This is a genomic window from Polaribacter sp. BAL334, assembly GCF_015767435.1.
GTDB lineage: Bacteria > Bacteroidota > Bacteroidia > Flavobacteriales > Flavobacteriaceae > Polaribacter.
In genome coordinates this window covers 46,883-66,919 of sequence record NZ_JADWOV010000258.1, presented here as the reverse complement: position 1 = coordinate 66,919, position 20,037 = coordinate 46,883, and the positions used below count along the sequence as shown (strand labels likewise).

Annotated in this window: 18 protein-coding genes; 6 read left to right on the top strand and 12 right to left on the bottom strand. The window is 32.8% G+C overall.

The window, feature by feature from the left end; translation table 11 throughout:
• Positions 1-369: 369 nt before the first annotated feature.
• The 6 genes from IU405_RS05395 to lpdA all read right to left on the bottom strand — a co-directional run bounded on the left by IU405_RS05395 (position 370) and on the right by lpdA (position 10,084).
• Positions 370-2,949, bottom strand: a complete 2,580-nt coding sequence (locus tag IU405_RS05395; RefSeq protein WP_197437590.1) for a phosphoenolpyruvate carboxylase — start codon at positions 2,947-2,949, stop codon at positions 370-372.
• 153 nt (positions 2,950-3,102) lie between these two features.
• Positions 3,103-5,091: a protein-disulfide reductase DsbD family protein gene (locus IU405_RS05390; protein ID WP_197437589.1), complete on the bottom strand. Its 1,989-nt coding sequence runs from the start codon at positions 5,089-5,091 to the stop codon at positions 3,103-3,105.
• On the bottom strand, positions 5,088-6,404 hold the full coding sequence (tilS, locus tag IU405_RS05385) for a tRNA lysidine(34) synthetase TilS (protein ID WP_197437588.1): 1,317 nt from the start codon (positions 6,402-6,404) through the stop codon (positions 5,088-5,090). The genes IU405_RS05390 and tilS overlap by 4 nt, the downstream gene beginning before the upstream one ends.
• A 21-nt stretch (positions 6,405-6,425) precedes the next feature.
• The gene (locus IU405_RS05380) at positions 6,426-7,247 is read right to left on the bottom strand and encodes an alpha/beta hydrolase (RefSeq protein ID WP_197437587.1); all 822 of its coding nucleotides are present in this window, start codon (positions 7,245-7,247) and stop codon (positions 6,426-6,428) included.
• Positions 7,248-7,298: 51 nt separating this feature from the next.
• Positions 7,299-8,594 (bottom strand): anthranilate synthase component I family protein, encoded by a 1,296-nt coding sequence (locus tag IU405_RS05375; protein ID WP_197437586.1) that lies wholly within the window; start codon positions 8,592-8,594, stop codon positions 7,299-7,301.
• An 89-nt stretch (positions 8,595-8,683) separates the two neighbouring features.
• Positions 8,684-10,084, bottom strand: coding sequence for a dihydrolipoyl dehydrogenase (gene lpdA, locus IU405_RS05370; RefSeq protein WP_197437585.1), 1,401 nt, complete (start codon positions 10,082-10,084; stop codon positions 8,684-8,686).
• A 97-nt stretch (positions 10,085-10,181) separates the two neighbouring features.
• Between lpdA and IU405_RS05365 the strand changes: the two genes are divergently transcribed.
• Both IU405_RS05365 and IU405_RS05360 read left to right on the top strand, forming a co-directional pair.
• The gene (locus IU405_RS05365) at positions 10,182-10,655 is read left to right on the top strand and encodes a heme-binding domain-containing protein (RefSeq protein ID WP_197437584.1); all 474 of its coding nucleotides are present in this window, start codon (positions 10,182-10,184) and stop codon (positions 10,653-10,655) included.
• Entirely contained in the window at positions 10,656-11,894 is a 1,239-nt protein-coding gene (locus IU405_RS05360; RefSeq protein WP_197437583.1) for a glycosyltransferase, read from the top strand.
• Positions 11,895-11,915: 21 nt separating this feature from the next.
• Here the strand turns inward: IU405_RS05360 and IU405_RS05355 are convergent, their stop codons facing one another.
• From IU405_RS05355 to IU405_RS05340, 4 genes are all read right to left on the bottom strand, one after another.
• Positions 11,916-13,931, bottom strand: coding sequence for a M3 family metallopeptidase (locus IU405_RS05355; RefSeq protein ID WP_197437582.1), 2,016 nt, complete (start codon positions 13,929-13,931; stop codon positions 11,916-11,918).
• Positions 13,932-13,978: 47 nt separating this feature from the next.
• Positions 13,979-14,461 carry a 5-(carboxyamino)imidazole ribonucleotide mutase gene (gene purE / locus IU405_RS05350; protein WP_197437581.1) on the bottom strand — a complete coding sequence of 161 codons (483 nt, stop codon included), beginning with the start codon at positions 14,459-14,461 and terminating at the stop codon, positions 13,979-13,981.
• A 130-nt stretch (positions 14,462-14,591) separates the two neighbouring features.
• Positions 14,592-15,749 (bottom strand): 5-(carboxyamino)imidazole ribonucleotide synthase, encoded by a 1,158-nt coding sequence (locus IU405_RS05345; RefSeq protein WP_197437580.1) that lies wholly within the window; start codon positions 15,747-15,749, stop codon positions 14,592-14,594.
• Positions 15,750-15,799: 50 nt separating this feature from the next.
• Positions 15,800-16,219: a phosphoribosylaminoimidazole carboxylase gene (locus IU405_RS05340; RefSeq protein WP_197437579.1), complete on the bottom strand. Its 420-nt coding sequence runs from the start codon at positions 16,217-16,219 to the stop codon at positions 15,800-15,802.
• Between the two features lie 106 nt (positions 16,220-16,325).
• Here IU405_RS05340 and greA point away from each other — a divergent pair, with 106 nt between their 5' ends.
• The gene (gene greA, locus IU405_RS05335) at positions 16,326-16,799 is read left to right on the top strand and encodes a transcription elongation factor GreA (protein WP_197437578.1); all 474 of its coding nucleotides are present in this window, start codon (positions 16,326-16,328) and stop codon (positions 16,797-16,799) included.
• A 53-nt stretch (positions 16,800-16,852) separates the two neighbouring features.
• Entirely contained in the window at positions 16,853-17,245 is a 393-nt protein-coding gene (locus IU405_RS05330; protein ID WP_197437577.1) for an HIT family protein, read from the top strand.
• On the opposite strand, the gene IU405_RS05325 is transcribed toward IU405_RS05330, so the two are convergent.
• The gene (locus IU405_RS05325) at positions 17,225-18,376 is read right to left on the bottom strand and encodes a sensor histidine kinase (protein WP_197437576.1); all 1,152 of its coding nucleotides are present in this window, start codon (positions 18,374-18,376) and stop codon (positions 17,225-17,227) included. The two genes, IU405_RS05330 and IU405_RS05325, sit on opposite strands and share 21 nt — an antisense overlap.
• 79 nt (positions 18,377-18,455) lie before the next feature.
• Between IU405_RS05325 and IU405_RS05320 the strand changes: the two genes are divergently transcribed.
• Both IU405_RS05320 and IU405_RS05315 read left to right on the top strand, forming a co-directional pair.
• The gene (locus tag IU405_RS05320; RefSeq protein WP_197437575.1) at positions 18,456-19,316 is read left to right on the top strand and encodes a flavin reductase family protein; all 861 of its coding nucleotides are present in this window, start codon (positions 18,456-18,458) and stop codon (positions 19,314-19,316) included.
• An 8-nt stretch (positions 19,317-19,324) separates the two neighbouring features.
• Complete coding sequence (locus tag IU405_RS05315) at positions 19,325-19,702, top strand: DUF3127 domain-containing protein (protein ID WP_197437606.1); 378 nt, start codon at positions 19,325-19,327, stop codon at positions 19,700-19,702.
• Between the two features lie 93 nt (positions 19,703-19,795).
• Here the strand turns inward: IU405_RS05315 and IU405_RS05310 are convergent, their stop codons facing one another.
• The gene (locus tag IU405_RS05310) at positions 19,796-20,035 is read right to left on the bottom strand and encodes a DUF1456 family protein (RefSeq protein WP_197437574.1); all 240 of its coding nucleotides are present in this window, start codon (positions 20,033-20,035) and stop codon (positions 19,796-19,798) included.
• Positions 20,036-20,037 lie beyond the last annotated feature (2 nt).

Below are 20,037 nucleotides of genomic sequence, written 5' to 3'. Positions count from 1 at the left end.
ATTTTGATGGTATAAATTCTAGCTATTATTAGACCTTGAATGTCAGGAATTCAAACTTACCATGTCTAAAAATCATTCAAAATTAGTGGGATTCGCGGCTAATAAGTATTCTATAGTATTTTACAATAAAATGTATTGCTATACCCTTGTTGCAATTAAGACAAAAATTGAAATAACGTATTATATAGCCACATAGAAACATAGAAAAAAGGTATAGAAAGCCCAATTTTTGGGATTCACATAGCTTTGGTTTTCTAAAATTGAGTGAAACGACTATAAAAAAAGTATTAACTATGTTTCTATGTGGTTTATATTATTAAAAGCTTAATGACATCAAAGAGTTTATTACTAACGATATCAAAACTAAATTTACGCCGAATTTCTACTAGCATTGATATTCCCAAACAACGAACGCATCACCATTTTTTCGAAAACTTCAATTTCTTTCGATTCTGGATTTGTTTTTTGCAATTCCTGAATTTTTTTCAATGCATATTGTTGAATTGTTAATAAAGGCAACACAATTTTTTCTCGAATTTCAATAGAGGCTTTTCCGACAGGGAAATCTTCCATCAATTCTTGATAGCCTGCTAATTTAAGAAGCAATCGTTTTGTAGTTTTATATTCTTCGTAAATCAGTTTCCAAAAATCGCCAAAAACAGGATCATCAGCCATGTATTGTGTCAATCCAAAAAAGGATTTTTTCAAACTCATCATACTGTTTTCAAGCAATGTTTTGAAAAAGTCAGAAGTATTGTAAAATTCTACAATTTCGTCAAAACGTCCTGCATCTTCATATTTTTTTAAGGCAGTTCCTACTCCAAAAAATCCTGGAACATTTTGTTTTAATTGACTCCAACTTCCTACAAATGGAATGGCTCTCAAGGAAGCAAAATCCAACTTATCTGAAGTGGAACGTTTGCTTGGTCTGCTACCAATATTGGTTTTTGCATAGTATTTTAGCGTACTCATTTTTTCCAAATACGGCAAAAACTGTGGATGATTTTTAAAATCTATATAGGTTTTATAACTTGTTGAAGCCATGTCTTCCATCAGTTTTCTGTGATGGTCATTCAATTGGTCTTTGGTAAACATCTCATTTTTGATACCCGAACTCAACAATTGTTCTAAATTGAATTGCGAAGATTCTTCTGTGCCAAAATTAGAGCTAATTGTTTGACCTTGAATAGTTAACTGAATTTCTTTGTCTTCAATAGTTGGGCCTAAAGAAGCGTAAAATTGGTGTGTTTTTCCTCCTCCTCTTGCAGGTGGTCCTCCACGTCCGTCAAAGAAAATAACTTCCACATCAAACTCTCTTGAAATTATAGTAAGTGCTTCTTTGGCTTTGAAAATTCCCCAATTTGCCATCAAATAACCTCCATCTTTTGTACCATCAGAAAAACCTAGCATCACTGTTTGTTTGTTTTTTCTTTTGGTTAAATGATATCTATAGGCATGATTGGAATATAAAGTTCGCATGACATGACTTGCGTTTTCCAAATCATCAACGGTTTCAAAAAGCGGAATGATATCTACTGGCAATTCATTTTCAAAACCACATAAATTGAGCATGGCAAAGGTTTGCATCACATTCAAAGCAGATTGATTATTACTGATGATATACCTATTTGCTCCACGTTCGCCATTTCGTTGCTGAATGGTTTTTAATGCATAAATAGATTCAATGGTACTTACGGACATTTCATCTGACAAAATACTTGGGTCAATACTTCCCTTTACCAAAGATAAAATTTCGATTTGTGCAGCTTCAGAAAGCGAATGATAATTGCTTGGAAATGTAGTATCGCCAGTAGTTAATAAATCAGTGACAATTTGTGTAAACGCTTGGTGATGCACTCTGCTATCTTGTCTGATATCAAGCGTTGCAAAATGGAATCCAAAAATGCGCACTTTATTGATAAAATCATTCAATTCTTCAATAAATAATGACTGATGTTCTTTTTCGATGATATCTCTGGCTTCATACAATTCTTCTAATAAAATTTTTTGCGAAAAATTGATTTTTTCATAACTGCGAATCACATGTTTATACAAGCGTTTTTCAACTCTTGTCAATATTTCTTGAACGCCATCAAAAGTGAAACGTCTTTTTAGCCTTCTAACATCTCTGTAGTAATTTCTTAAAATCGTTTGACGCAAACGTTCAGCAACATCCAACGTAATTTGGGTAGTTACATAAGGATTTCCATCTCTGTCACCTCCAGGCCAAAAACCAAGGTCAATAATCTCATTATCAATGGGTTTTCCGTCGTAAATATTGTCTTGAATGTAATTATAAATTTTACTTACGGAATGATAAAATACGTTTTCTAAATACCAAATCAAACTAACTGCTTCGTCAAAAGGTGTTGGTTTTTTCTTTTTATAAAAAGGTGTTTTTCCTAATTGCGCCATCAATTTTTTGATGAGCAACAAATCGTCTTTTCTGATGGCTTTGTCCAAATCCGTAATGATTCCTAAAACGCTTCCAGGGTAAAATTGAGTTGGATGCGCTGTTAAAACAACACGTACTTTAAACTCTTCCAAATGTCTTTTTAACGCTTCCTTTTTATCGTTCAAAAATGCAGTTTCTTTTGAATTTCTGAGGGTTCCAATTCCATCCATATTATTTACGATAGGAAAGGCTGCATCTTCAATAGCATCAAACAAAACTACTTGACGTTCAATGTATTGAATAAAACGAAATAGCAAATCATTTTCTTCTTTTTCTGATGGATTTTCTTGGTATTTTTTGAAAAAAGTGGCAACAATTTCTGTTGGATTTTTTCCTTCTTGAAATCCTTTTTCACAGACTTTATGGAAAAGCGGTAGCAAAACGCCAGTATTGGTAATTGTATCAAATGGAAGCGTTATAAAAATGCTATTATAAATTTGATATTTAGTCAGCACATTGTTATGGAATCTTGCCAATTTGGGAATTGCAGTCATTGTCTATATGTTTTAAGTTGTGAAATTACAAAAAACCAAAAACAAAGAAGCTAGCTTTCTGCAAATAATATGCAAAATAATTACGAAAACGATATAAATTATGAAGATAAATTATCAATAGTTTAGTTTCTAAACAAAATCAGTTTTTTTTGTTTAAAATTTGATAATCATTTTTTTAGTATCGTTAAATTTTTTCAACCCAACTTCTAACCAATTTTGATAACTTTTGATATCTGTGTATTGCTGAGGTGAGTTTAAAATTTCCAAATCTGGACTCATCAAAACATAAAAAGGTTGAGAAGCGTTGTTGAAATTTACTACTTGAAAAGTTGCCCATTTGTCGCCCACAGTTTTGATTTCTTTGGTTTTTCCATTGTCTTTTAAGAAGGTAAATTGCGCTTCTTTTGGCAATTCCTTTTCATTGTCATCCACATACAATGAAATCAAAATATACTCGTTTTTCAGAAGTGAATATATTGCAGGGTCACTCCAAACATTTTCTTCCATTTTACGACAATTTACACAAGCCCAACCTGTAAAATCAAGCAAAATTGGTTTGTTTTGCAATTTTGCAGCAGCCAAACCTTCATCAAAATCTTTGTAACAGTCCAATCCTAAAGGACAATCGTTTTCTTGGTCATAAATACTGTAAAATTGTGGTGGAGGAAAACCACTCAGCAAACTCAAATTCCAAGTTGGATTTTTCAAAACGCCAGGTGAAATATACACTACAAACGCAAAAATGAAAATACCAAAAGAAATTCTTGAAAACGACAACTTTTTGATGGGAGAATCATGTGGAAATTTGATTTTTGCAAACACATACAAGGCAAGAAGTATGAAAATCAGCATCCAAATTCCGATGAAGATTTCTCTTTTTAAAATGCCCCAATGACCTACTAAATCTGCATTTGACAAAAATTTGAACGCAAAAGCCAACTCAATAAAACCCAAAACAACTTTGGTAGTATTCAACCATCCACCAGATTTTGGCAAGGAATTCAACCAATTTGGAAACAACGCAAACAATGCAAAAGGCAATGCCAATGCCAAACCAAAACCAGTCATTCCTGCTGTTAATTGCATTGCGCCACCATCAGAAGTTAATGAACCAGCCAATAACGAACCTAAAATAGGCCCTGTGCAGGAAAATGATACAATGGCCAATGTCAATGCCATAAAGAAAATTCCGATAAAACCTCCCACAGAAGAGGCAGAATCCATTTTGTCTCCCCAAGAATTGGGCAGCGTGATTTCATAAAATCCAAAAAACGAAAATGCAAAAAATACTAAAATGGCAAAAAAGAACGTATTCAACCAAATATTGGTAGAAATGGTATTTAAAATTTCAGGGTTTATATTGTCTAAAAAATGAAAAGGCGCACTTAATAATATGTAAATCAATACAATAAAAAAGCCGTATAAAATCGCATTCCAAGTTCCTTTCTTCTTGTTAGAGGATTGTTTTGTGAAAAATGACACTGTCAAAGGAATCATTGGAAATACACATGGAGTTAACAAAGCCAACAATCCACCTACAAATCCTAATAAAAAGATGCTTACGAAACCTGATGATTTTTGAGAAGTTGGAGAAGTTGAAGATGTCAAAAGCTCCGTATTTTTTAAATCTAATTGTAATTCTTGTGATAATTTTTTGCTTTTTTCATCAATAGAAATGGTGTCTGTGATGGCTTTTCCTGTCAATGAAATGGTAAAATTTTCATCCACATTGATACAAGCAGTTTCACAAACTTGTCCGAAAAAATTCAGTTTTATTTGTGTAATTTCTTTGTTCGTCAGTTGAATTCTTTGGGTGATTTTTGCGGTTTCTTTAAAAACAATTTCTTCTTGTTCCCAAACTTCCGAATATTTTTTAAAAGGATTTTCTTCTTTCGCTTTTCCCACTAAAACATAGCCTGTTTCTCCTTCTTGCATCGTAATTTCTAAAGGCAAAGAAGCGCCTTCAGGATTGTATTGAGAATACAAATACCAACCCTTAAAAAGTTGTGCTTTGAAGACGATGTCATATTCCGTTTCAGAAATTTTTTGAACTTCTGTGGTAAGTAAAATAGGGTTGTCAGCAGTTTGCGCTTTTGAATAAAAAACACTTAAAAATGAGAGTATAATAAGGAATTGCTTCATGTTGTATAGGTAATTTGTACGCTATTTTCAGTAGCTGAGTTTGCTAAAAAACGCCTGTCTTGTCTGTGATTAATGACCCAAATAATTTCATTATCAGCAGTGCATAACAGCCAAATTTTCTCTTTTTCAATGACTGAAATTTTTTCATCTTTGAAATACTTGCTCAATTTCTTTTTCCCTTGCATTCCTGATGGACAAAAGTAGTCCCCATTTTGCCATTTTCTTACAATTAATGGATATTTTAACAACTTTTTAGCTACTGAAATAGTATTTCTATTTTCGATATTTTTGTAAGAATTCTCCTCAAAGTTTAAAAAAATAGGGCTTGAAATTTTTGATTGATGTTCCAAAATCTCAAAGTTTTCTGAATCTCTTTTTTTAGAAGGGATTTCGGACAAAATCAAAAAATCTCTATCTTTCAGCAATATATGTGTTTTAGAAAAAACCTGTTTTCCTGATTGTGATGTGAGCAAATCAACAACATTATTCCATTCCGTAAACTGATATTTTTTCAAGAGTTGATACAAATACGCTTTTGGATTTGACAATTGGTTGATTTTTGAAATATCAAAAAACAACATTCCGTCTTTTTCATTTATAACTTTCGCTTCAATTTCATCAATTTGATCATCAATAATTTGTTGTGCATCTTGTAAATATTGAATTGTATTTGCAAAGGAATCTAACAAACTTGGATTGATTTCTTTCAAAATCGGAATTATTTGATGCCTGATGTTATTCCGAAGGTATTTTGTAGTTGTATTGGAGCTGTCTTCTCTCCATTCTAACTGATTTTCAGTAGCATATTCCAAAATTTCAGCTCTTGAAAATGGCAATAAAGGACGAATAATATTTCCGTTTGTTGAGGGAATTCCAGTAAATCCTTCCAAACCTGAACCGCGAGTTAGATGTATCAAAAAAGTTTCAAGAGAATCATCTAAATGATGTGCTGTCAAAATAAAGTCAAATTGATGTTTTTTTACCAATTCTTGAAACCAAGTATAGCGCAATTCTCTTGCTGCAATTTGTATAGAAATCTGTTCTTTTTTAGCGACTAATTCAGTGTTAAAAAATGTTGTAAAAATCTGATTAGACGATATTTGAGAAATATATTTTACAAATTCTTCGTCCAAATCACTTTCTTCATTTCGTAATTTGAAATTGCAATGTGCTAATGAAATTTTCAATTGTAGTTGATTGCACAAATGCATCAATACCACAGAATCCAATCCGCCAGAAATCGCCAACAATAGTTTTGAATCCTTTAAAAAAGGAAAATTCGTATGTATATGTTTTTCAAATTTTTGGAGCATTTCAAGTCAAAAGTACGTTTTTTAGAGTTGTGAGTTCAACCAATCAATCACATCTTGCCCTAATTCATCTTTACACAAATCATGCTGCAATTCGTGATAACCACCTTTGTAGAGTTTTAGGGTTGCTTTTTTTGAATTTTCAACAAAAGCTTTACTGCCTTTATAATCGATAATTTTATCTTCAGTTCCGTGTGCAATCCACATTGGAATGGACAATTTTGAGGCATTTTCAATGGCCCATTTTCCTGATTCAATGAACGTTATGGAAAAATTAGGACTGATTTGATTGTGAACCAATGCATCATTTTTATAATTCTTAACGGCTATTGGATCTCTGGAAATATCAGTTGGATTCAGTTCATTTCCCATTGTTATGGAAGGCGCAATATGTTGTAAGATTTTTCCTGCAAAAAGTTTGATTTTTGGTGGTTCAAATGCCAATTTCAAAAATGGACTTGTAGCAATAACCCCTTTTAAATGATGATTTTTTCGCAATACAAAATTGATGACTGCATTGCCACCCATAGAATGACCATATAAGAATATTGGTTTTTCAGGAAATAAATTTGCTGCTTTTTCTATTGCTTTTTGGATGCTTTCTAATACCGCTTCAAAATTGGGATTGTGGCCTCTTTTTCCCTCAGTTTTACCATGGCCAAAATGATCAAAAGCAACCACAGAAAAATCATTCTCTGTCATTTTTTTTGCTATATGCGCAAACCTTCCTGAATGTTCTCCCATTCCATGAACCAACACAATTACGGCTTTTGTGTTTGCTGCTTCCCAATATTGTCCATAAAATTCGGTATCAAAAAATGTGAAATTGAATTCTTGATGTATCATTTTACTTGAATTTATGGTAAATTTAATCAATTTCTAGAAGCGATAAAAAACTTATTTTGAAAGCACGAATTTCATCGCTTTTGCTTTCAATAAACATTCTTCGTATTCTTTTTCGGGATTTGATTTTGCAGTAATGGCACTACCCACTGAATACGAAACGTATTTTTTTTCCTGATTGTATAAAATGCTACGAATGACCACATTAAAATCAAAATTACCATTTGGAGTGAAATATCCAACTGCTCCAGAATACAATCCACGTTTGGTATTTTCGTATTTTTCAATGATTTTCATCGCAGAAACTTTGGGTGCACCAGTCATACTTCCCATAGGAAAAGTGTCTTTTAACACTTGAATTGGTGCTATTTTTTCATCGATTTCACAAACAACCGTTGAAATCATTTGATGCACTTGTTTGAAAGAATACACTTTGCACAATTCTTCCACTTTTACACTTCCTTTGATGGCAGATTTTGACAAATCATTGCGAACCAAATCTACAATCATCACATTTTCAGAACGTTCCTTGGCGTCTTTTGCCAAATCTGAAGCAATTTTTTCATCATCGAATTTACTTTTCAAACGTTTTGCAGTTCCTTTAATTGGCTGTGAAATGATTTTATTTCCCTCTTTTCTGATATATCTTTCAGGTGAAGCAGACAACAAATAGTGATGATTTATTTTCAAAAAAACCGCAAATGGAGGTTCAGAAATTTTGTTCAAATCCTGATATGTTTTCAATGGATTTATTTCGGTATTTTCAGCATAAAATTCCTGACAAAAATTTGCTTCATAAATATCACCTCTGTGAATATGTTGTAAAATAGCAGTTACTTTTTCTTGATATTCATCTTTGTGGGTTCGTAATTTTATTTTGATATCAGGAGTAGATTGTTGGATTTCTTGATGATTAGTTTGTTGGATTTTTGCAAAATCACTTTCCATTTCATCATCCACCATTTTTAAATACTGTAATTCAACGATATTTCCTTTGATAAATATGATTTTCTGAGGTTGAAAAAAGAACAAATCCGCAAAGTCCAATCCATCAAAATTGTTAGAAGAAAGTTGTTCAATATCATTTTTGACGTCATAAGAAACGTATCCGAAAATATAATCTTTTGTAGTAGTTTGATATTCTTGTAATTTCCCGAAAGCGTTTTGAAAATCGGTTTTAATGGACGTAAATTCATCTACTGCAAGCACTGCATCAAAACTAGTATATTGCTGTTTATAGTTGTTTGAATCTAAAAAAATAGCCGTTTCAAATTGCTGAGACCAACACAATAATTGCTGCTTGAATTGGGTAATATCCTCAATTGAAAAACTAAAAATAGTTCGTTGCATTTTTTTTGTAAAAATACTCTAATGTTTTTTAAAAGAGAAGACCTCACAGGTTTTTAAAACCTGTGAGGTCTCATCAAATAGAATGAATTTTAAGCATTCAAAGGTTTGCCATCCCAAGCCGCTTTTGCAGCTTCTTTTACAGCCTCAGCATATGTTGGATGTCCATGACAAATTCTTGCTAAATCTTCAGCAGAAGCTCTGAACTCCATAGCAACAGCAGCTTCCATAATCAAATCAGCTACTCTTGCACCAACCATGTGAACTCCTAAAATTTCGTCTGTTTTTTTATCAGCCAATACTTTTACAAATCCGTCAATATCACCACTCGCTCTTGATCTTCCCAAAGCGCGCATTGAAAATTTACCAAGTTTATAATCGATTTTTGCGGCAATTAATTCTTCTTCAGTTTTTCCAACAGCAGCTACTTCAGGCCAAGTATATACAATTCCTGGAATCAAATTATAGTCAATATGTGGTTTTTCGCCAGCAATAAATTCGGCTACAACAACACCTTCTTCCTCAGCTTTGTGCGCCAACATGGCACCTTTCACAACATCACCAATTGCATAAATATTAGATACATTGGTTTGTAAATGACTATTGATGTCAACTTGTCCTTTTTCGTTTACTTTTACGCCTACTTTTTCCAAACCTAAACCTTCTGTATACGGTTTTCTTCCCACAGAAACCAAGCAATAATCACCTGTAAAAGTAACTTCTTCACCTTTTTTATTGGTAGCAATAACCGTAATTTCATCGCCTTTTCTTTCTACAGATTTTACACCATGACTTACAAAAAAGTCCATGCCTTGTTTTTTCAATACTTTTTGTAATTCTTTAGAAATATCACCATCCATAGTTGGTGTAATTTTTGGAGCGTATTCAATAACTTGAACATTTGCACCTAAACGCGCGTACACAGAACCCAATTCAAGACCAATAACTCCACCACCAATGACAATTAGATTTTTAGGAACTTCTTTTAATTTTAGAGCTTCAGTAGAAGTAATGATGCGTTCTTTATCCAAATTGATAAAAGGCAAATTCGCTGGTTTTGAACCTGTTGCAATGATGATGTTTGCGCCTTCAATAATTTCTGACGAACCATCATTTTTAGTAATTTTTACATGCGTTGCATCTTCAAATGAACCCAAACCTTCAAAAACATCAATCTTATTTTTATCCATCAAATATTTGATTCCTGCTGTGGTAGTTTCTACAACATTTGCCTTGCGTTCAATCATTTTTGAAAAATCAAAAGAAGGTTTTTCTACCGAAATTCCATGCTCCTCAAAATGGTGTACAGCATCATAAAAATGATGAGAAGAATCCAACAAAGCTTTTGAAGGAATGCATCCAACATTTAAACAAGTTCCTCCTAAAGTGCTATATTTTTCGATGATAGCTACTTTTTTCCCTAATTGTGAGGCTCTCACTGCAGCAATATATCCTCCAGGACCAGAACCAATAACAATGATATCGTATTTCATACTAAAAATTATTTTGGGTTACAAAAATACAGATAATTTTAAAGAATGAAGCTAGAATTTTGTAGATTTACTTGTTGAAAATTTTAAAATCTGAATTATGAAAATTTTAAAAAAAATAGGAATTGTTTTATTGATAGTAATTGTTGTTGCACAATTTTTCCGTCCTGAAAAAAACGAAGGAGATATGACATCTGTAAATGCATTTATTGCTGAGACAAATCCACCAAAAGAGGTACAAGAAATTTTGAAAAACACCTGTTTTGATTGTCATTCTAGCAACACAAGATATCCTTGGTATAGCAATATTACGCCTGTAAATTTTTGGTTAGCAGACCATGTAAAAGATGGAAAAAAACACTTGGATTTTTCGAATTGGAATTCTTATGAATTGAAAAGAAAAGAGCACAAAATGGATGAATTGCATGAAGAAGTTGCCAAAGGAGAAATGCCTTTAAATTCATACACTTGGACACATGCAGATGCAAGATTGACGCCAGCACAAGTTGAAGCTATTGTGGCTTGGGGAAAAAAAGCGCAAGCTGATTATAAGCAACAAATGAGTGTAGAATAATTGTCAAAAAAATCACTTTTAATCATTGGAACAGTTTGGGTAGCACCCAATGCTTCTGCAGCTGGCAGTAGAATGTTGCAGTTGATAACTGTTTTTCAACAACAAAATTTTCAAATAACTTTTGTGTGCGCAGCCAAAAAAGTTGCGCCTTTTTTTTCATTAGCTTCTCTTGGAATTGAGGAAGTTGAGATTCAATTAAACGATGCTTCTTTTGATGATTTTGTCAGAAAATTGAATCCAGAAATGATTCTTTTTGATCGATTTTTGACAGAAGAGCAATTTGGATGGAGAGTTTTCGAAAACTGTCCAAATGCAATGACGATTTTAGATACGGAAGATTTGCATTGCTTGCGAAAAACGCGTGAAATTTGTTTGCAAAAAAACAAAGATTTTTCGATTGACGAACTCAAAAAACAAGAGATTACCAAACGTGAAATTGCTTCGATTTTACGCTGCGACGTTTCTTTGATTATTTCCACTTTTGAAATGGAAATCTTGACTTCCGTTTTTAAAGTTGAAGCTGCTATTTTGTATTATTTACCTTTTTTATTAGATAAAATTGAAGATTCAAAAGTCAATAAATGGTTGTCATTTGAGGAAAGAAATCACTTTGTTTTTATTGGGAATTTTTTTCACAAACCAAATATAGATGCTGTTCAAACACTCAAAAATCATATTTGGAAAAACATTAGAAAACAACTTCCAAAAGCTGAATTGCATATTTATGGTGCTTTTTTAACTGTGCAAATCCAACAATTACACAATCCAAAAGAAGGATTTTTTATCAAAGGATTTGCAGAAAATGCGGAAGAAATTATTACAAATGCAAAAATCGTTTTGGCACCTTTGCGTTTTGGAGCAGGAATCAAAGGGAAATTAACAGAAGCTATGTTGTGTGGAACACCAAGTATAACTTCAACAATTGGCGCAGAAGGAATGCATCAAAATTTGCCATGGAATGGTTTTATTACGGATGATTTTGAAGAATTTGCCAACAAAGCCGTAGAATTGTACACCAACCAAATTGTATGGGATTCTGCTCAAAAAAATGGCATAGAAATCATCAATGCATTTTATGACAAAACGAAACTGGAACCCCCTTTTATCAATCGTATTTTGGAAATTCAGCAAGATTTAGAAAACCATAGAAGTGAACATTTTCTTCAAAGTTTGTTACAATATCAAACATTGCAAGCCACTAAATATTTGAGCAAATGGATTGAGGCGAAGAAAGGTTAAAACGTTTTTGAGAATTTCATTTTAAATCAATCCAGCACGTTTTAACAACGCATCAGGTTTTGGTTCTTTCCCTCGAAAACGTTTATACAGATTCATTGGTTTTTCTGTTCCGCCTTTTGAAAGCACATTTTCTTTGAATTTCGTAGCGATTTCTTTGTTGAAAATTCCGTTTTCTAAAAAATATTCAAACGCATCTGCATCCAACACTTCTGCCCATTTATAGGAATAATAGCCTGCAGAATATCCGCCCTGAAAAATATGGGAAAACGAAGTACTCATACAATTTTCGGCCACATCAGGATACAATTTCGTGTCAGAAAATGCGTCATTTTCAAATTCCTTTATGGAAGCTATTTCTGATGGATTTTCACTGTGCCATTTCATGTCCAAAATACCAAAACTCAGTTGACGTAAGGTTTGCATTCCCTCATGAAAACTCGCTGATTCTTTAATTTTCTCCACATATTTCATCGGAATAATTTCGCCAGTTTTATAATGTTTTGCGAACAATTCCAACGCTTCTTTTTCATAACACCAATTTTCTAAAACTTGACTTGGCAACTCTACAAAATCCCAAGAAACAGACGTTCCTGACAAACTTGAGTAGGTTGTGTTTGCCAACATTCCATGTAAAGCGTGTCCAAATTCGTGAAATAATGTAGTTACTTCATTGAAAGTCAGTAAAGAAGGTTTTGTGGCTGTTGGTTTTGTAAAATTGCAAACAATAGAAACATGAGGTCGTTCATTGATGCCCTCTTTGATATATTGCGATTTATAGGAAGTCATCCAAGCGCCATTTCTTTTCCCTTTTCTAGGATGAAAATCGGCATAAAAAACAGCAATAAAATTGCTTTTTGAATCCGAAACTTTATACGTTTTTACATCTTGATGGTATTTGTCAATGTCAAAAACTTCTTCAAATTTCAGGTCAAATAATTTATTTGCAATCGTAAAAACACCTTCAATCACGTTTTCTAATTGAAAATAAGGTTTTAGTTGTTCTTGATCTAAATCAAACAATTCTTTCTTTAATTTTTCTGCATAAAAAGCGCCATCCCATTTTTGGAGTTGCTCAATTCCGTCTAATTTTTTAGCATAATTTTCAAGATGTTTGAACTCTCTTTCAGCAGCAGGTTTCGCTTTTTGAAGCAATTCGTTGGAAAATTCAATGACTTTTTCTGGAGTTTCGGCCATTCTTTCTTCTAAAACAAAATGTGCATGAGACTTGTACCCCAACAAATTTGCTCTTTTATGACGCAATTTTACGATGTTTAAAACAATTTGTTCATTGTTAAATTGATTGCTTTGAAACCCTTTTTTGCCAGCGGCAATTGCCATTTTTTTGCGCAATTCTCTGTTTTCTACATAGGTTACAAATGGAATATAACTTGGAAAATCGAGGGTAAAAACGAATCCTTCTTTGCCTTTTTCTTTTGCTATTTCTTGTGCTGCTTCTTTGGCAGATTCAGGTAAGCCTGTCAATTCTTTTTCATCTAAAATATGCAATTCAAAATTGTTAGTTTCAGCTAATACATTTTCACCAAATTGCAACGTAAGTTTTGATAATTCAGCGTCAATTTTTCGCAAAGTATCCTTTTTTTCTTCTGATAAATTGGCGCCATTTCTTGCAAAACTTTTGTATTGTTTTTCTAACAACATCTCCTGTTCTGACGATAATTGCAAACTGTCTATTGTTTCAAAAACCGCTTTTACTCTTGCAAATAATCCTTCGTTTAAAGTTATATCATTTTTGAATTCACTCAACCAAGGTGAGATTTCTTGTGCAATTTTTTGAATTTCGTCATTGGTTTCAGCGGCATTCAAATTGAAAAAAATACTCGTTATTCTGTTCAGTTTTTCTCCAGCAAAATCTAAGGTAACTGTGGTGTTTTCAAAAGTTGGTTTTTCAGGATTTGAGACAATCGCATCAATTTCTGCTTTTGCCATTTCAATTGCTTTTTCAATAGCTGGTTTGTAATGTTCAGGAGCAATTTTAGAAAATGGCGCTGTATTAAAATGGTGTAATAAAGGATTCATACGGTAAGTTCAAAGTTTAAAATTCTAGGTTCAGAGTTAATTTTGAATTATGAATTTCGAACCTTTTTTGAAGCTTCTTCCACTTTCATTTTCAAACCTTCTTTGTAGGCAATAATTTTGTCTAAAACGCATTTGTCAGATGCTCCAATAATTTGAGCTGCTAAAATACCCGCATTTTTAGCGCCATTCAACGCTACAGTTGCCACAGGAACGCCTCCAGGCATTTGTAAAATAGACAACACAGAATCCCAACCATCAATAGAATTGCTACTTTTTACAGGCACTCCAATTACGGGTAAAGGGCTCATACTTGCTACCATTCCTGGTAAATGCGCTGCACCTCCTGCACCTGCAATAATCACTTTTATGCCACGTATATGGGCATTTTTTGCGTAATCGAACAATTTTTCTGGAGTTCTGTGCGCAGATACAATATCCACTTCAAATGGAATGTCAAAACTTTCTAAGACATCAATGGCATCTTGCATTACTGGAAGATCAGAGTCACTTCCCATTATGATTCCTATCATGATTTTAGTTTATTAGGTTGATAATTCTTAATTTTTCAGTATTAAAAAAAATCTATTTATTCATTTGAATTTGCATTATGCATTTTTTACATATTTCTTATTAGATGTAAAATTATGAATTTAGATTCCATCATTTACTAATCACTCTAATAGTTTCTTTCACTTTTTGGGCAATTTCTCTAGCTTTGTCAAGGTCTTTATTGACAATCGTAACATGTCCCATTTTGCGAAATGGTCTTGTTTCTTTTTTTCCGTAAATGTGAGGAGTTACACCAGGAATCTTTAACACTTCTTCGATATTTTCATAATAAACATCGCCTGAAAATCCTTCTTCACCTACCAAATTTACCATAATTCCTGCAACTTTACTTTCTGTATTTCCCAAAGGAAGATTTAAAATCGAGCGCAAATGTTGTTCAAATTGATTGGTAAAACTCGCTTCAATAGAATAATGACCCGAATTATGAGGTCTTGGAGCAACTTCATTTACCAATATTTCGTCATTGATTGTTTGAAACATTTCAACGGCCAACAATCCAATAAAATCCAATTCATTGACTACTTTTAGAGCTACTTCTTTCGCTTTTTTTGCCACTGATTCTCCAATTCTTGCAGGACAAATTACATATTCTACTTGATTTGCTTCCGGATGAAATTCCATTTCTACAACTGGATAGGTAGTTGTTTCGCCATTTTTATTTCTGGCGACAATGACTGCCAATTCATTTTTGAAAGGAATCAGTTGCTCAGTGATGCATTCTACATTTGGTAAACTTTCCAAATCAGCAAAACTTCGCACAATTTTCACGCCATTTCCATCATAGCCAAAACGTGCAGATTTCCAAACAAATGGAAAATCTAAAGCATCATTTTCAATAGCATGTTTTATTTCTTCTAAATAGGCATAATGAGAAAAAGGTGCTGTTGGGATTTGATGATCAATATAAAAATGTTTTTGACGCGCTTTACTTTGAATAACTCGCAAGTTTTCGGGTTTTGGAAAAATTGGTAATCCTTCTTTTTCCAATTGTTCTAAAGCATCAATATTTACATTTTCGATTTCGATGGTCAGTAAATCAACTGATTTTCCGAAGTTGTAAACTGCATCATAATCTAGTAAATTCCCAATTTCAAATCGATTGCAAATTTCAGCACAAGGAGCATTTTTACTACTATCTAAAATGGCAGTATTGATATCAAATTTGTGCGTTTCCGCCAATAACATTTTTCCTAATTGACCTCCACCAAGAACGCCTAAAGTAAAGTTGGATGAGAAATAATTTTTCAATTGTAAGTGTGTTGAATTTCAGCAAAAATAAACATCTTCTCGCTAAGAAACTAGTTAAAACTACTGATTTGAAGTGTACTGCCATTTTTCACAACGCGATATTCTATAGCTGGACATTCAAAACCATTGGTTTGAGGGGCTCCTCCAAAATCAACGCTATATTCACTGTTATCACAGGAGCATTTTAACTTTCTATTTTCAAAAATCATTGGCGAAGTGCAATCATTTACAGGGCACATTTTGTCAAAAGCTACAAATTCAGTTCCGTTTTTATTGAACAGTAAAATGCCTTTATTTCCACCCACAATTTCTGCAAATCCACCTGGAGTTTGCACATTGATGAGTTCAGGATTGTTCAAATCTCTTAAAATATTTAAAGGCAACGTTCGGATACAATTTTGCAAATTTGCTGTATCTGAGCAGTTTATCATCAATAAAAAACTAAAAAGCAGTGTTATTTTTCGAATCATTTTTCAAGACTGTAATTACAAAACGATGCCAAGTTACAAATATTTTGTATATTTGTTTCACAATCTCATTCCCAATAAGGTAATGGGATTTTTAAATTTTAGAAACATGAGCAACATATCGTATTATTCGCCAGAAGGATTAAAGAAATTGAAAGATGAATTGTTGTATCTAGAGCAAGTTGAGCGCCCAAGAGTTACTCAAGAAATCGCAGATGCAAGAGATAAAGGAGATTTAAGTGAAAATGCAGAATACCATGCTGCAAAAGAAGAACAGTCGCATTTAGAAACGAAAATCGCCAAACTAAAAAATGTCATTTCCAATGCTCGAATTTTGGATGAAAGTCAATTAGACACTTCAAAAATATTGATTCACTCCATAGTGAAAATCAAAAACACTGCCAATAAAATGGAATTTGTGTACACTTTAGTTGCTGATTCTGAGACGGATGTTCGCAATGGAAAACTATCCGTAAAATCGCCCATTGGACAAGGATTATTAGGAAAAGAAGTTGGTGATATAGCAGAAATTAAAGTCCCAAATGGCATTATGAAGTTTGAGATTTTGGAAATTTCAAGATAAAAGAGTTCAAAATTCAAAGTTTAAAATTCAAGACTTAATTCTACAAACGAACAATGAGCATTTTTACTAAAATTATTACAGGAGAAATCCCAAGTTATAAAGTAGCAGAAAACGACCAGTTTATTGCTTTTTTAGACATCAATCCCAATGCAAAAGGACATACGTTGGTGGTTCCAAAAAAAGAAGAAAATAAGCTTTTTGATTTGTCAAAAGAGGAATATAGTGCCTTGATGGATTTTTCATATAACGTTGCAAAAGCATTGGAAAAAACACTGAATTGTAAACGAATTGGAATGACTGTTATTGGTCTGGAAGTTCCACATGTTCATGTGCATTTGATTCCAATTAATGAAATGGCTGATATGCAATTTCAACGAAAAATTAGTGTAACAAAAGAGGAATTTGAAGATTTAGCCAACTCTATTTCAGCTAATTTTGGGAACTAAAATCTCAAAAGTAGTGCCTTTTCCAAGTTCCGATTTTTGCACGAAAATTTTTCCTTTGTGATATTCTTCTACAATTCGTTTAGAAAGGGATAATCCTAAACCCCAACCTCTTTTTTTGGTGGTAAATCCTGGTTTAAAAATTTGGTTGAACAGTTTTTTGGGCATTCCTTTTCCTGTATCAGAAATTAATATTCTAACATTTTTTGCTGAATTTTCTATGACTAATGAAACTTCGCCCTTTCCAAGCATGGCATCAATGGCATTTTTTATCAGATTTTCTATTACCCAGCCAAAAAGTTCTTCGTTTAAAAGCGTTTTAATTTCGGTTTCTGACGTAGAAAAAGAAAAGGAAATTTGCTGAGAACTTCGTGATTGTAAATAATCAAATGCTTTTTTTGTGATCAACACAACATCTCTTTTTTGTAATTCTGGAATGGAACCAATTTTTGAAAATCGATTGGCAATGATATTCAATCTGTGAACATCTTTTTCTATTTCGTCTATATAAGTTTCATCTACTTTTTCGGCTTTCAAAATGGCAATCCAACCCAATAATGATGACAAAGGTGTGCCAATTTGATGTGCTGTTTCTTTGGCCATTCCTGTCCATAATTTATTGGTTTCAGCAGCTTTATTGGAACTATAAAAAAGATAAATAACGGATAAAAACAGCACTAAAATTAGGATTAATGCCAATGGATAATAGGTCAATTTTTTTAGCAAATCTGAATCTCGATAGTAAATATATTGCTTGTTTTTTCCATCATAACTGATTTCAATTGGCTTGTTTTCTTTTTTCATAATCGCCAGTTGTTCTCTCAAATACAAGGGATTTAATGATTTTATTGAATCCAAATTATTAGCATAAATGATTTCGTCTTTATCATCTACCAAAATCATGGGAATGCTATTATTGGTTGTAATTATTTTATCAGGTAATGCAATGTTTGAGTTCAAATCTGCTGTGGACAATTCTTTTTGGGCTTCTGCCAAAATTTCCATTTTTATACGCTCTTCTTGTTTGAATTTTTGGAAAAAAGTGTACGTATTCCATAAAATCAAGGAGACAATCACAAACGAAACAATGATGCTAATTCGTTTAAATAAAAGTGGTTGGTTCAAAATATTCATTAAAACAAATATAAAGTTTTCTTGATATAACTCATGTAAAGATTTGATAGTATCTTTATGGCATAAAAAAAAATATGTCATGCTTACAATTACTCCCCATGAAATTTCCACTGGAAAATTACATTCCTACCTTTTAGGAGCCATTGCGCCAAGACCTATTGCGTTTGCTAGTACCATTGACGAAGAGGGAAATCCTAATTTATCTCCTTTTAGTTTTTTCAATGTCTTTGGTTCAAATCCTCCAACATTGATTTTTTCTCCTGCAAGAAGAGTGAGAGGAAATACCACAAAACACACGTTAGATAATGTTATGATCAACAAAGAAGTGGTTATAAATGTGGTGAATTACGATATTGTTCAACAAATGTCATTGAGTAGTACTGAATATCCAAAAGGAGTGAACGAATTTGTAAAAGCAGGTTTCACCATGTTGAAATCAGAGGAAATCAAACCATTTAGAGTGGCAGAATCTCCTGTTCAATTTGAATGCAAAGTGAAGGAAGTTATTATTACGGGTGATGAAGGAGGTGCAGGAAATTTGATTATTTGCGAAGTGGTAAAAATGCATATTTCTGAAAGTGTTTTGGATGAAAATGGCGAAATTGACCAATATAAAATAGATTTGGTTGCCAGAGCAGGAGGTAATTTTTACTCACGTGCAAGAGATGGTTTTTTTGAAATTCCAAAACCACTTTCCTCACTTGGAATTGGAATTGATCAAATTCCTTTAGCGATTAGAAATAGCGAAATTTTATCTGGGAATGATTTAGGAATGCTAGGAAATGTCTCAGAATTGCCATCAAAAGAAACTGTTGATAACTTTGGAAAAGAACATCCGCAATTTATTGGGCTAGAAACCATAAAAAAACATATTTTTGCGAAAGAGTTTTTAAAAAATAATCAAATTGAAAGTGCTTGGAACGTACTTTTGTTAAATTAAAAAATAGTATGGAAGTTATTGGAAATATAAAATTGATAGGAGACGTTCAAACGTTTGGTTCTGCTGGATTTAGAAAAAGAGAATTGGTGGTCACTACAGATGAGCAATATCCACAAATGATTATGGTTGAATTTCTACAAGACAAAGTAGATTTATTGAACAATTATAAAGTGGGGCAAGATGTTAAAGTTTCTATCAATTTACGTGGTAGAGAATGGATCAATCCACAAGGTGAAGCAAAATATTTTAATTCTATCAATGGTTGGAGAATAGAGAGTTTGGCTCAAGCTTCTTCAAATACACAAAATTTACCTCCTGTTGATCAGTTTCAAAAAGCAGCAACTAATTTCACTCAAGAAGAGCCTGAAGATGATTTGCCTTTTTAATTTTTAGAAATTAGAGAAAAGAATACAAAAAAGAGAGTTAAAAATGACTCTCTTTTTTTATTTTTATAAATATAAGCTTTCTAAAAATCTATTTTATGCGTCTTTTTTAGGCATTGGACCTCTCAAATGAATAATCAATCCATTGAGGAAATTTCTTAAAAATTGGTCTCCACATTCCACATATTTTGGATGGTCTTCATTCCTGAAAATGGCACCAATTTCTCCCTTTGCCACTTTAAAATCGACCAAAGCACAGATGTCAATAATATCTGAATCACGCAATTTGTGCGCAACTCTTAGTTTTTTAAAAATGTCGTTGTTTGATAATCCCATAG

What these genes read in the sequence shown, in the direction of transcription:
- IU405_RS05395 (WP_197437590.1), bottom strand. Translation starts at nt 2,949, where the DNA reads ATGACTGCAATTCCCAAATTGGCAAGATTCCATAACAATGTGCTGACT.
- IU405_RS05390 (WP_197437589.1), bottom strand. Translation starts at nt 5,091, where the DNA reads ATGAAGCAATTCCTTATTATACTCTCATTTTTAAGTGTTTTTTATTCA.
- tilS (WP_197437588.1), bottom strand. Translation starts at nt 6,404, where the DNA reads ATGCTCCAAAAATTTGAAAAACATATACATACGAATTTTCCTTTTTTA.
- IU405_RS05380 (WP_197437587.1), bottom strand. Translation starts at nt 7,247, where the DNA reads ATGATACATCAAGAATTCAATTTCACATTTTTTGATACCGAATTTTAT.
- IU405_RS05375 (WP_197437586.1), bottom strand. Translation starts at nt 8,594, where the DNA reads ATGCAACGAACTATTTTTAGTTTTTCAATTGAGGATATTACCCAATTC.
- lpdA (WP_197437585.1), bottom strand. Translation starts at nt 10,084, where the DNA reads ATGAAATACGATATCATTGTTATTGGTTCTGGTCCTGGAGGATATATT.
- IU405_RS05365 (WP_197437584.1), top strand. Translation starts at nt 10,182, where the DNA reads ATGAAAATTTTAAAAAAAATAGGAATTGTTTTATTGATAGTAATTGTT.
- IU405_RS05355 (WP_197437582.1), bottom strand. Translation starts at nt 13,931, where the DNA reads ATGAATCCTTTATTACACCATTTTAATACAGCGCCATTTTCTAAAATT.
- purE (WP_197437581.1), bottom strand. Translation starts at nt 14,461, where the DNA reads ATGATAGGAATCATAATGGGAAGTGACTCTGATCTTCCAGTAATGCAA.
- IU405_RS05340 (WP_197437579.1), bottom strand. Translation starts at nt 16,219, where the DNA reads ATGATTCGAAAAATAACACTGCTTTTTAGTTTTTTATTGATGATAAAC.
- greA (WP_197437578.1), top strand. Translation starts at nt 16,326, where the DNA reads ATGAGCAACATATCGTATTATTCGCCAGAAGGATTAAAGAAATTGAAA.
- IU405_RS05330 (WP_197437577.1), top strand. Translation starts at nt 16,853, where the DNA reads ATGAGCATTTTTACTAAAATTATTACAGGAGAAATCCCAAGTTATAAA.
- IU405_RS05325 (WP_197437576.1), bottom strand. Translation starts at nt 18,376, where the DNA reads ATGAATATTTTGAACCAACCACTTTTATTTAAACGAATTAGCATCATT.
- IU405_RS05320 (WP_197437575.1), top strand. Translation starts at nt 18,456, where the DNA reads ATGCTTACAATTACTCCCCATGAAATTTCCACTGGAAAATTACATTCC.
- IU405_RS05315 (WP_197437606.1), top strand. Translation starts at nt 19,325, where the DNA reads ATGGAAGTTATTGGAAATATAAAATTGATAGGAGACGTTCAAACGTTT.
- IU405_RS05310 (WP_197437574.1), bottom strand. Translation starts at nt 20,035, where the DNA reads ATGGGATTATCAAACAACGACATTTTTAAAAAACTAAGAGTTGCGCAC.